General features: G+C 68.1%; 10 protein-coding genes. 8 read left to right on the top strand and 2 right to left on the bottom strand.

Features of this window, described 5'->3' with window-relative positions; translation table 11 throughout:
• Positions 1–113 precede the first annotated feature (113 nt).
• Genes dusB through ntrC form a run of 3 tightly spaced genes read left to right on the top strand, consistent with a single transcriptional unit; the run spans position 114 to position 3755 of the window.
• Positions 114–1145 (top strand): tRNA dihydrouridine synthase DusB, encoded by a 1032-nt coding sequence (gene dusB, locus SLNSH_RS03445; protein WP_106335265.1) that lies wholly within the window; start codon positions 114–116, stop codon positions 1143–1145.
• A complete protein-coding gene (locus SLNSH_RS03440; RefSeq protein WP_106335264.1) occupies positions 1142–2278 on the top strand; it encodes a two-component system sensor histidine kinase NtrB in 1137 nt (378 codons plus the stop codon). Before dusB ends, SLNSH_RS03440 begins: the two co-directional genes overlap by 4 nt.
• 19 nt (positions 2279–2297) lie before the next feature.
• The gene (ntrC, locus tag SLNSH_RS03435; protein WP_106335263.1) at positions 2298–3755 is read left to right on the top strand and encodes a nitrogen regulation protein NR(I); all 1458 of its coding nucleotides are present in this window, start codon (positions 2298–2300) and stop codon (positions 3753–3755) included.
• A gap of 153 nt (positions 3756–3908) precedes the next feature.
• Here the strand turns inward: ntrC and SLNSH_RS03430 are convergent, their stop codons facing one another.
• Entirely contained in the window at positions 3909–4742 is an 834-nt protein-coding gene (locus SLNSH_RS03430; RefSeq protein WP_106335262.1) for an aldo/keto reductase, read from the bottom strand.
• Between the two features lie 221 nt (positions 4743–4963).
• Between SLNSH_RS03430 and SLNSH_RS03425 the strand changes: the two genes are divergently transcribed.
• From SLNSH_RS03425 to SLNSH_RS03410, 4 genes are all read left to right on the top strand, one after another.
• The gene (locus SLNSH_RS03425) at positions 4964–5221 is read left to right on the top strand and encodes a YgaP family membrane protein (protein ID WP_106335261.1); all 258 of its coding nucleotides are present in this window, start codon (positions 4964–4966) and stop codon (positions 5219–5221) included.
• Between the two features lie 10 nt (positions 5222–5231).
• Positions 5232–5696 carry a YbhB/YbcL family Raf kinase inhibitor-like protein gene (locus tag SLNSH_RS03420; protein WP_158266661.1) on the top strand — a complete coding sequence of 155 codons (465 nt, stop codon included), beginning with the start codon at positions 5232–5234 and terminating at the stop codon, positions 5694–5696.
• Between the two features lie 99 nt (positions 5697–5795).
• Positions 5796–6779, top strand: coding sequence for a TAXI family TRAP transporter solute-binding subunit (locus tag SLNSH_RS03415; protein ID WP_425352968.1), 984 nt, complete (start codon positions 5796–5798; stop codon positions 6777–6779).
• A gap of 360 nt (positions 6780–7139) precedes the next feature.
• Positions 7140–9341 carry a TRAP transporter permease gene (locus tag SLNSH_RS03410; RefSeq protein ID WP_425352970.1) on the top strand — a complete coding sequence of 734 codons (2202 nt, stop codon included), beginning with the start codon at positions 7140–7142 and terminating at the stop codon, positions 9339–9341.
• Positions 9342–9412: 71 nt separating this feature from the next.
• Here SLNSH_RS03410 and SLNSH_RS03405 read toward each other — a convergent pair whose 3' ends face one another.
• The gene (locus SLNSH_RS03405; RefSeq protein ID WP_106335257.1) at positions 9413–10261 is read right to left on the bottom strand and encodes a fumarylacetoacetate hydrolase family protein; all 849 of its coding nucleotides are present in this window, start codon (positions 10259–10261) and stop codon (positions 9413–9415) included.
• A gap of 433 nt (positions 10262–10694) precedes the next feature.
• Between SLNSH_RS03405 and SLNSH_RS03400 the strand changes: the two genes are divergently transcribed.
• Complete coding sequence (locus SLNSH_RS03400) at positions 10695–12071, top strand: OmpP1/FadL family transporter (protein WP_245422017.1); 1377 nt, start codon at positions 10695–10697, stop codon at positions 12069–12071.
• Positions 12072–12141 lie beyond the last annotated feature (70 nt).

Raw genomic sequence — 12141 nt, 5'->3', positions numbered from 1 at the left:
CGGAACGAGGCCACCGTCAAACCGTCGCCGCCAGGCGACAGGCGGAGCGATCGAGAGGATGGAGCGCCCGAGCCCCTTGTTGCAGCGCAAAAGATGTCTAGAATGCAGGCGCCATGGTAGACTGCACAAAAAAGGGGCAGGGCTCCCTTCCCCCAGTCAGGATTGGTGCGCTGGTCTTGGACGGCTGCACGGCGCTCGCCCCTATGTCGGGGGTGACCGATGTCGGCTTGAGGCGCATCGCCAGACGGTTCGGCACTTCGCTCGTGGTGTCCGAGATGGTCGCGTCAGACGAGTTTGTTCGGGGCTCCGCCGAGGCGCAGCTGCGGGCGGAGGGGACGGGCGTCGATCCGCACGTGGTCCAGATCGCCGGGCGCGAGCCGTATTGGATGGGCGAGGCCGCAAAGGTGGCGGAGGCCTCAGGCGCAGCGGCGGTCGACATCAACATGGGATGCCCGGCCAAGAAGGTTACGGGCGGGCTTGCCGGCTCCGCCCTCATGCGCGACCTGGATCACGCGCTCTCGCTCATCGAGGCCACCGTCGCAGCCGTCTCGATCCCGGTCACGGTGAAAATGCGGCTGGGCTGGGACGACACGGCGCGGAACGCGCCGGATCTGGCGCGTCGTGCGGAGGAGGCGGGCGTCCAGCTCGTCACGGTTCATGGGCGCACGCGCTGCCAGTTCTACAAGGGGCAGGCGGATTGGGCGGCGATCCGCGCCGTCAAGGACGCCGTCTCGATCCCGGTGATCGCCAATGGCGACTGCGCCAGCGTCGAGGACGCGCGCGCCATGCTGGCGCGCTCCGGCGCGGACGGCGTCATGGTGGGCCGCGCGGCCGTGGGGCGGCCCTGGTTGCCGGGCGTCATCGCCAAGGCCCTTGCCGGCGAGCCGGCGAAGGCGCCGAGCATCGAGGAACGCCGACTGGCCGCGCTCGAACATTACGACAGCCTCCTCTCGGCCTATGGCGTCCATGTGGGGCTGCGCCATGCGCGCAAGCACCTCGCCGCCTACGCCGAAGACCTCGTTCGCCAGGGCCATGCGGTTCCCCAGGACCTGCGCCAGGCGCTCGTGACCCAGGACTCTCCTACCGCAGTCATCGCGGCGCTCAACGCCGCCTTCGACAGCCCCCTGCTGGACGCCGCCGCATGAACTTCACGCTCAACCTGAACCGCCGACGCGAGCCGGCCGCCACGCCAGGCGGCCGGGGCGAGGCCATCCTCAACGTGCTGCCGCTGCCCGTGCTGCTGATCGACACGGACGGCAAGGTGGCGGAGGCCAATGCGGCGGCCGAGTTCTTCTTCGAGATGAGCCGGCCGATGCTGAAGCGGCATCAACTCGCGGATTTGCTGCCGTTCGGCTCGCCCATCCTGAACCTGGTGGACGAGGCCCGACGCCGCGAAGGCAGCATGAACGAGTACCGCGTGGACATCGGCAGCCCGCGGCTCGGCAGCGAGCGCATCGTCGACGTGTTCGTCGCGCCGGCGGGCGAGGGCGACCCTCATGTCGTGCTGATGCTGCAAGAACGGACAATTGCCGAAAAAATAGACAGGCAGTTGACCCATCGCGGCGCGGCGCGTTCGATTTCCGCGCTCGGCTCCATGCTGGCGCACGAGATCAAGAACCCGCTGTCCGGGATTCGTGGGGCAGCCCAGTTGCTGGAGATGTCGGCCTCCGACGACGACCGGCGGCTCACCCGCCTGATCTGCGACGAAACGGATCGGATCGTGAAGCTCGTGGACCGGTTCGAGGATTTCGCGGACGGCCGTCCCGTCGAACGCGAGCCGGTGAACATCCACGCCGTGCTTGAGCACGTGAAGCGGCTCGCCGCTTCCGGATTCGCGCGGCATATCCGGTTCATCGAGACCTACGATCCCTCGCTGCCGCCGGTCATGGGCAACCGCGACCAGCTCATCCAGGTCTTTCTCAACCTGGTGAAGAATGCAGCGGAGGCGATTGGCCCGGACGCGGTGGACGGGGAAATCGAGCTCACCACCGCGTTTCGTCCCGGCGTGCGCATCACGGCCCCGGGCTCGCGCGAACGCGTGAGCCTCCCGCTGGAATTCTGCGTGCGCGACAACGGCCCCGGCGTGCCGGACGACCTCATCCGGCACCTCTTCGACCCCTTCGTCACTACCAAGCAGAGCGGGAGTGGCCTCGGTCTTGCTTTGGTAGCAAAGATCGTCGGGGACCACGGAGGCGTGATCGAGTGCGACTCCCTGCCCCGGAGAACCACCTTCCGCGTGCTCATGCCCATGCATGTGGCGCGCGATGGTCGGGCCTGACAACTATGAAGGGTGATCGATGCCGAGTGGCACTATCCTCGTCGCAGACGACGATGCCGCAATCCGGACCGTTTTGAATCAGGCGCTTGCGCGCGCCGGTTATGAAGTCAGGTCAACGGGCACCGCTTCCGGCCTGTGGCGCTGGGTGGCGGCCGGCGAGGGCGACCTCGTGGTCACCGATGTCGTGATGCCGGACGAGAACGCGTTCGACGTGCTGCCGCGCATCAAGAAGCTGCGGCCCGATCTCCCGATCATCGTCATGAGCGCCCAGAACACGTTCATGACCGCCATCAAGGCGTCCGAGCGGGGCGCCTACGAGTACCTGCCCAAGCCCTTCGACCTGAAGGAGCTCATGGCCATCGTCTCCCGCGCGCTGTCGCGGCCCAAGGGCGCGCCCAGCGCGGAAGAGCCGGATCATCCCGAGGACATCCCGCTGGTCGGCCGCTCTCCGGCCATGCAGGAGATCTACCGGGCGCTTGCGCGGCTCATGCAGACCGACCTCACGGTGATGATCACCGGCGAGTCCGGCACGGGCAAGGAGCTGGTGGCCCGGGCCCTGCACGACTACGGCAAGCGGCGGAAGGGGCCGTTCGTGGCCGTCAACATGGCGGCCATTCCGCGGGACCTGATCGAGAGCGAGCTTTTCGGCCACGAGAAGGGCGCCTTCACGGGAGCGTTGCAGCGGGCGTCCGGGCGCTTCGAGCAGGCCGAGGGCGGCACGCTGTTCCTGGACGAGATCGGCGACATGCCCATGGAGGCGCAGACGCGGCTCCTGCGCGTGCTGCAGCAGGGCGAGTACACCACCGTCGGCGGGCGCACGCCCATCAAGACCAACGTCCGCATCGTGGCGGCCACCAACAAGGACCTGCGGATCTCCATCCAGCAGGGCCTGTTCCGCGAGGACCTGTTCTTCCGGCTCAACGTCGTGCCTCTGCGGCTGCCGCCGCTGCGCGAGCGCTCGGAGGATATCGCGGACCTCGTGCGGCACTTCTTCACCTTGGTGGAGCGCGAGGGACTGCCACGCAAGCAGATCGACGCCGCGGCGCTCGACCGGATGAAGCGCTACCGCTGGCCCGGCAACGTGCGCGAGCTGGAGAACCTCGTCCGGCGCCTCGCCGCCCTGTACCCGCAGGAGACTATCACGGAGCCGCTGATCGAGGCGGAGCTGGCGGAGCCGAGCCTGGCGTCTCCGTCCACGGTTACGAAGCCCGGCGAGGCTGCGCCGGAGGACGACACCCTGATGGCCTCGGTGGAACGGCACCTCGGCAAGTACTTCGCCCAGTTCAAGGGCGACCTGCCGCCGCCCGGGCTCTATCACCGGGTGTTGAGGGACCTGGAGGAGCCGCTGATCGGCGCCGCTCTGGCCGCGACCCGCGGCAACCAGATCAAGGCGGCGGAGCTGCTGGGGCTCAACCGAAACACGCTCCGCAAGAAGATCCGGGACCTCGACATCCAGGTGATCCGCACCACGCGATAGCGCTCCAGATGACGGAGCGCCGCCTGCTGGCCGCGCTCCTTGCGGCCGGTCGGGCGGAGCGGATCTTCCGCCAGAAGACTGCGGCTTGGCCGCGAAGGGGAGGGATCCAGGGTCATAGCTCCGCCCTGGGTCCCTTTCGCCTTGTTGGGCGCCTCAGAGCATGTCGAGCGGGCGCTTGCGGCGTGGCGGCGGGTAGTCGCGGTCGAGCTGGGCGAAATCCTCGGCATCCAGCGCGAGGTCGGCGGCGGCGCGGTTCTCGCGTACGTGCTGCACGGTCCCAGCTTTGGGAATCGCGATCACGTCATCCCGGCGCAGCACCCAGGCGAGGGCGACCTGGTAGGGCGTGACGCCATGCTTCTTGGCGACCGCCGTGAGCGCGTTCGTGTGCGGCAGGGCGCCCTGTTCGATGGGCGAATAGGCCATGGTGGGCATGCTGCGGCCCTGAAGCCATGGCATCAGCTCGAACTCCGGCCCGCGGCGGACGAGGTTGTAGAGGATCTGGTTCGTCTGGCAGGCCTCGCCGCCGGCGGCCAGCAGGTCCTGCATGTCCGAGGTGTCGAAGTTGCTGACTCCCCAGGCGCGGATCTTGCCGGCTCCGCGCAGGTCCTCGAAGCCGGCGATCGTCTCCTCCAGGGGCACGCTGCCCGGCCAGTGGAGGAGGTAGAGGTCCAGGTAGTCCGTCCCGAGCCGGCGTAGGCTCGCCTCGCAGGCGCGCTTCATGGCGGCACGCCCGGCGTTGTGCGGGTAGACCTTGCTGACCAGGAAGACATCCTTGCGCAGACCCTGCAGGGCCTGTGACAGCAATTGCTCGGTGCGCCCGTCGCCGTACATTTCGGCCGTGTCGACCAGCGTCATGCCGAGCTCCACGCCGAGCTGGACGGACTCGATTTCGGAACGCCGCCGCTCCATTCGCTCGCCCATCTTCCAGGTTCCCATGCCGAGGTTCGGAACGCTCGTTCCGTCCGGGAGCATGAGATTGCGGATCATGGGGAGACCTCCGTTGGGCGCGCCGCCGCTGCGCACGTTTTCCAGCTGGTCAACTCGGGGCCTCAGGCCAAGGTTGCCGCATCGCTCCAAGCCTCCCGAGTCATGTGTCGGAACTGTGGAGGCTCAGCGCGGCATGTGCGTGATCCTCCGCATTTTTGCGCCGGAAAGGAACGACGCGGCGCGTGTCCGGTTTGCAGTCGCAGCTTCTGGGAGACCACATTATGAGCGACATCGCGCATTCCTTCGGCAATCCGGGCGGAGCCTCCACTAATGTCGGCGGGACGGAGCGGGCGCTCTCCACCATCGGGGGAGCCCTGATCACCATCGACGGCCTGCGCAGCGGCACCACCTGGGGCGCCCTGCGGGCGCTCGTCGGCGCGCTCCTGATCGCCCGCGGCGTGACCGGCCACTGCCCGGGCTACACGGCGCTGGGCATCGACACGGCCCATGGCGAACGGTCTGACGGCGGCATGGCGTGAGGGCGGCCCGATGAGCTTCTTTCTCACGAGCCCGCTCTTCACCAATGGGCAGGCCATCCCGAAGCGGTTCACGCGGTTCGGCGAGAACATATCGCCGCCACTCATCATCCAGGGCGCGCCGGAGGGGACACGCTGCTACGCCCTGCTGGTGGAAGACACCGACGCAAGCAATTTCGTCCACTGGGGCGCCTTCGACTTCACCGCCGAGCATCTGCCCGAGGGCGCGGGCTCGGACCCGGCGCTGGCGCCCGCCGGCCTTCGGCAGGTGATGAACGGATTTGGCCGTGTGGGCTATGACGGTCCCCAGCCTCCCGGCGAGGCCAGCGTTCACAACTACTATTTCCGCCTGCTGGCGCTTCCCGAGCCGCTCGGTTTCGAGGATGGCTGCGACCCCGCCACGATGTGGACCCAGGCGCGGGCGCGCCGTATCGCCGAGGTGGACCTGATCGGCCTCTACATGGGTACGCCGTTGTAGCGGCTGCGAGTTCCCGGGCCGAAGGGCATGGACGCCGCATGACAACCCTGTAATCTCGGCCGGCGCGCCCGCCAGGCGCGCCAAAAGAGAGACAGGGAGTTGAAGATGACGGAATTCACCCGGCGCGACCTCGCGGGGCTGGCCGCGGGATTGTCCATCGCCGCCATGGGGGCAAGCCGCGCGTCGGCGCAGGGCCCCACCTTCTTTCGCATCGGCACTGGCGGCACGGCCGGCACCTACTATCCGGTAGGCGGCATGATCGCCAACGCCGTCTCCAATCCGCCGAACCTGATCCTGACCGCGCAGGCGTCCAACGGCTCCGTCGCGAACATCAACGGCATCGTGAGCGGACAGCTTGAGTCCGGCTTCACCCAGGCCGACGTGGCCGCCTGGGCCTATACGGGCACGGGCCTGTTCGAGGGCAAGCCCAAGGCCGAGGACCTGCGCCTCATCGCCAACCTCTACCCGGAGAGCATCCACTTCGTGGCGGCCAAGAGCGCCAACGTGAAGTCGGTGGCGGACCTCAAGGGGAAGCGCGTGTCGCTGGACGAGCCGGGCTCGGGCACGCTGGTGGACGCCCGCATCATCATGAAGGCGTTCGGCCTGACCGAGAACGACATCAAGCCCGAATACGTGAAGCCGAACCAGGCGGCGGACAAGCTGCGGGATGGTTCCCTTGACGCCTTCGTGTTCGTTGGCGGCTATCCGACCAGCGCCATCTCCGAGCTCGCGGCCACGGGCGGCGGCATCGACATCGTGCCCATCACGGGGCCGCAGGTGGACGCGTTGCTGAAGCAGTATCCGTTCTTCGCCGCTGACGAGATCCCGGCTGGGACCTACAAGGGCGCGGACGCCGCGAAGACGCTGGCGGTCGGCGCCCAGTGGGTGACCTCGGCCAAGGTTTCGGCCGACACGGTGTACGCGATCACGAAGGCCCTGTGGTCCGACAAGGCCCGGGCGACGCTCGACGCCGGGCACGCCAAGGGCAAGATGATCCGCAAGGAGACGGCGCTCGCCGGCGCCGGCATACCGGTTCACCCGGGAGCCGAGCGTTTCTACAAGGAAGCGGGCGTGCTCAAGTAGGGCTAGTCTGAGGCGGGGCAGGCGTCGAGCGGCGCCGGCGCCCCGCCGTGAGGCAGGCAGCCGGCCTGACCCAGGCTGAACGCGGCGACGGTTCTCGGCGTCATCCCCGGCGGCCTGCCCAGCAGGCCGGGAAGGGGATCCAGGGGGCTTGGCGCTCATGCTGGTCGTCGGCGAGCGCGGCAGGGCCGTCATCCGCGGCCTGCGCGAGCTGGCCCAAGGCCGGCGCGCGCGGCCCCTGGATCCCCTTCCCCTGCGCGGCTGCGCCGCTCCGGCCGGGGATGACGGTGGAGAGGTCCGCGCCCTTAAGGCGTCTGGATGGGTGAGTGACACACGGGCGAATACAGGTCCGCAGGCGAGGGAATCACGTTGACGGAAAAGCGCGCCGGCGGCCATGCGGCCGTTCTCGAAGCCGACCCGCTCAAGCTCGAAGAGCAGTTCGATCCGGAGATCCATTTCCGGCCGCTGCTGCCGGCCACCGCCTGGATCGTGGCCGGCCTGCTCTTCGCCCTGTCCTGCTTCCACTACTACACCGCGGGCTTCGGGCTCCTGCCCGAGACGACGCACCGCGGCGTCCACATGGCCTTCGTGCTGGGCCTCATCTTCCTCGTGTTCGCCGGGCGCGCGCGCGACCAGAACCGGGTCGCGCCCCACGCCTGGTGGCGGCCCGGCGGCATCCTGCTGGTCGACTGGGCCCTGGCGGTCGCGGCCGCCGTGGCGAGCCTCTACGTGCCGTGGATCTTCCAGGACCTCGCGTTCCGCGTGGGGAACCCGAACACCACCGACGTCGTCATGGGCACGATCCTGATCGTGGTGCTGCTGGAGGCCACGCGTCGCTCTGTCGGCATCGCGTTGCCGCTGATCGCGGTGGGGCTGATGGCCTACGCCTATTTCGGCCCGTCCATGCCGGGCATCTTCACGCACCCGGGCGCCACCTGGAGCGGGGTGGTCAATCACCTCTACCTCACCAGTCAGGGAATCTACGGCGTCGCGCTCGGCGTGGTGGCGACCTACGTCTTCCACTACGTTCTGTTCGGGGTGCTCGCGACCCGCATCGGGCTCGGCAAACTGTTCATCGACCTCGCGTCCTGGGTGGCGGGGTGCTACGCGGGCGGGCCCGCCAAGGTGGCCATCTTCGGCTCGGCTCTGTTCGGCATGATCTCGGGCTCGTCCATCGCAAACACGGTGACGGTGGGCTCGCTGACGATCCCGGCGATGATCCGGCTCGGCTATCCCAAGCACTTCGCCGCCGCGGTGGAGTCCACGGCCTCCACCGGGGGCCAGATCACGCCGCCCATCATGGGGGCGGCCGCCTTCCTGATGATCGAGTTCCTGGGCGTGTCCTACTCGACGATCATCCTGGCCGCGATCGTGCCGGCGTTCATGCATTTCTTCGGCGTGTTCTGCCAGGTTCACTTCGAGGCCAGGAAGAAGGGCATGCGCGGACTCACCCGCGAGGAACTGCCCGATCCGATGCAGACCATCCGGGAGGGGTGGCAGACGGTCATTCCGCTCGCGGTGCTGCTGCTCGTGCTGTTCAGCGGCTACACGCCGTACCTGGCCGCGTTCTGGGGCATCACCTCTTGCATCATCGTCGGCGTCGGCCGTTCGCCGGTCCTGTCCGTGGCCGCGTTCGCGGCGCTGGTGGGCGCAGTCGCGCTGGGGCTGCTGACCAAGTGGGTGTTCATCCTCCCCATGGCGGCCATACTCGTCGGTCTGCTCGCCTGGTCCTGGCTGTCCAGCCCCGAAGGCCGGGCCCGCGTGGCGGATATCGGCGACGCCTTCGTGGTCGGGGCGAAATACGCAATCTCCGTGGGCGCGGCGGCGGCCACGGTCGGCATCATCGTCGGGGTGATCACGCTCACGGGCGTGGGCTTCAAGATCTCCTGGATGGTGACGCAACTCGCCAGCCAGATGGGCGGGGCCGTGCTGGCCGTCCTGCCGGCCGGCGTGTTCACGCCCCAAGGCGCCACGCTGTTCTTCACGCTGCTGTTGACCGCGATCGTCTGCATCCTGCTGGGCTGCGGCGTGCCGACCACGGCGACCTACATCATCATGGTGACGGTCGCGGCGCCGACGCTCGGCATGCTCGGCGTAGCGCCCATCGTGGCGCATTTCTTCGTGTTCTATTACGGCGTGCTCGCCGACGTGACGCCGCCGGTGGCGTTGGCCGCCTATGCGGGCGCCAGCATGGCCGGGGCCGACCCGTTCCGAACGGGCAACACGGCGTTCCGGCTGGCGCTGGGCAAGGCGTTGGTGCCGTTCGTGTTCACCTATGGGCCGGCCATGCTGATCGTCACCCAGGGCTTCACCTGGACGGATTTCCTGGTCACCACCTTCGGGTGCATGGCCGGCATCGTGATGCTGTCGGCGGCGTTCAGCGCCTACATGCTGGCGCCCTTGCGCGGGTGGGAGCGAGCGGTGCTGATCGTCGCCGCCCTGCCAACGGTCGCGCCGGGGCTGCCATCCACGTTGGTCGGCATCGCCATGGCCAGCCCGGTGCTGCTGCTCCAGCTGCGCCGGCGCCGCGCTAGTCCGGCCGTGGCGGCCGTTTCTCTTCCCTGAACGGCGCGACGCGCCAAATGAAAACGGCCGGGCAGGGGCCCGGCCGTTCCGTGATGCTTCGGTGAGGCCGCTCAGCCCTGGTAGGGCACGACCTTCTGCTGCTGAACGCCGAGGCCTTCGATGCCGACGCGCATCACCTCGCCGGCCTTCAGGAAGCGCTGCGGCTTCATCCCGAGACCCACGCCGGGGGGCGTGCCGGTGGTGATGATGTCGCCCGGATCGAGCTGCATGAACTGCGAGATGTAGGAGACGAGGCGCCGGATGCCGAAGATCATGGTCTTCGAGGAGCCGTCCTGCATGCGCTTTCCATCCACCTCGAGCCACATGGCGAGGTTCTGGACGTCCTTGATCTCGTCCGGGGTGACCAGCCAGGGGCCGAGCGGGCCGAAGGTGGGCGAGCCCTTGCCCTTCATCCACTGGCCGGAGCGCTCGGTCTGGAAGGCGCGCTCGGACATGTCGTTGCAGATGCAGTAGCCGGCGACGTAGTCGATGGCGTTCTCCTCGGAGACGTAGAGGGCGGTCTTGCCGATCACGAAGGCGAGTTCGACCTCCCAGTCGAGCTTGGTGGAGCCCTTCGGGATCATCACGTCGTCATTGGGGCCGACGACGCAGTTCGGGGCCTTGTTGAAGAGGATCGGCTCTTCCGGGATGGGCGCGCCGGTTTCGGCCGCATGGTCGGCGAAGTTCAGGCCGACGGCGACGAAGTTGCCCGGACGGGCGACGCAGGAGCCGAGGCGAACGCCGGACGGGGCGGCCGGCAGGCTCTTCGGGTCGAGCGCGGCGACGCGGGCGAGCGTCTGCTTGTCCAGTGCGGCGCCCGCCCAGTCGGCCACATGGGCGGAGACGTCGCGGATCACGCCATCGGCGTCCACGATGCCGGGCTTTTCGGCGCCGGGCTGGCCGAAACGAACGAGCTTCATTGGGCTTTCCTCGATTGAACCGTTTTGATTGAGCGATGCGAAATCGTCGCGGCGACCTTGCAGGAGGCGGCCGGAGAGGGCAAGCGCCACGGCCGCGGCCCAGCCGTGCGGGCGACGAAACTGTTGCAGGCGGGCAACGAAGACCGGCAATCAGAACGGATTAGGCCGAAGGAGTCGCTCCAATTCGCCCACCGATCCGCGCGGGATCTTCGCGTTTATGACGGTTTCGATGTGAACAATGCCTTTCCGCACGAAAAGCATTCCAATTCGAGGCCTTTTGCCCCGATTTGACCGCTCCTAGGCTGGAGACGTCGAAAAGAGGGCGGAAATCCGGCCCGATTGCCACAATTCGCGAATACGGGCATGACTGGGACACGAGCGCTTCGGACAGAATCCGATGCAGCATCAATCAAGAAGTGTGTTGGGGAAACGCATGTCCCATTCCGCGCTGAAGACGGTTCTCGCCTCCGCCGCATCGGCCACCATCCTCATGATCGCCGCCCAGGGCTCGGCCCAGGCTGGCGCCTTCGGCCTGCGGGAGCAGAGCACCATCGGAGCCGGCATGGCGTTCGCCGGCGTGGCGGCGGGATCTGCGAGCCTCGGCTCGATGTTCTGGAACCCGGCGACGGTCACCGACCTGCCGGGCATGCGCAGCGAGCAGAACTTCACGTATGTGGCGCCGTACGCGAAGCTCACGACCGAGCCGGGCTCCTCGCCGGGCTACGCGGCGCTGGGCGGGCGCTCCTCGGGCGACATCGGCCAGGACGGCTTCCTGCCCGCGGGCTACAGCAGCTACCAGGTGAACGACCGGCTCTGGCTGGGCCTCTCCAGCGGCGCGCCCTTCGGGCTCGCCACCAAGCCTGACGCGGACTGGGCTGGCCGCGCCTACGGCAGCTCGACCAAGGTGAGCTCGGTCGAGGTGACGCCCTCGGTGGCGTACAAGATCAACGACTGGCTGTCCGTCGGCGCCGGCCTGCGCGTGCTGTATTTCCACGCGCGCTACACTTCCGCGGTTCCGGCTCTTGCTGCCCCGCAGGCGTGGAACGTCGCCGGCCTGGAAGGGGACGACACCAACGTGGGCTTCACGCTGGGCGCCACGCTGAAGCCCTGGGCCGGCGGCGAAATCGGCATCGGCTACCGCTCCATGGTGCGCGAAACGCTGGACGGCAACTTCTTCGGCGGGCAGGCGCTGGCGCCGCCTCCGTTCGGGGCGATGCTGAACCACAACTTCAAGGCCACAGTGAACCTGCCCGAGACCGTGACGGTCGGCATCCGGCAGGAGATCAACCCGGCGTTGACGCTGTCCGGTACGGTGGAGTGGACCAACTGGAGCCGCGCCGGCTTCCCGCGCATCGTCGACCAGACCACGGGGACCCTGCACGCGGCCACGCCGTTCCTGCCGCTCGACTACAAGGACGGCTGGTTCTTCTCCGTCGGCGCCGACTACAGGATCAACCCGGCCTGGACCGTGCGCGCGGGCCTTGGCTACGAGATCTCGCCGATCCGCGACTCCAGCCGCTCGACCCGCCTGCCGGATTCGGATCGCATTTGGACCTCGCTGGGCGCGACCTACGATTGGGACGAGAAGCTCGCGTTCAACCTCGGCTACACGCACATCTTCGCCAAGAGCGGCGACGTGCGGATCAACGCCGCGAACCCGAACTACAACCCGCGCCTGGCGCCCGTGTTCGACACGCTCAACGCCGACGGCAAGGCGCACGTGGACATCGTGTCGCTCGGCCTGAGCTACCGTTGGGACGACGTGCGCCAGACGATTCCGGTCAGCCAGCCGATCGTCCGCAAGTACTGAGCGGGGCAGGCCCCCAAGCGCAAAGGCCGGCGGAAACGCCGGCCTTTTTCATTCAAGTGGGTCAAGTTGA

Origin of the sequence: Alsobacter soli, from assembly GCF_003004785.1 — a bacterium.
In the GTDB taxonomy this organism is placed as follows: domain Bacteria; phylum Pseudomonadota; class Alphaproteobacteria; order Rhizobiales; family Beijerinckiaceae; genus Alsobacter; species Alsobacter soli.
Note: the sequence above shows the minus strand (reverse complement) of the source record. Positions and strands in the feature narration are given on the sequence as shown.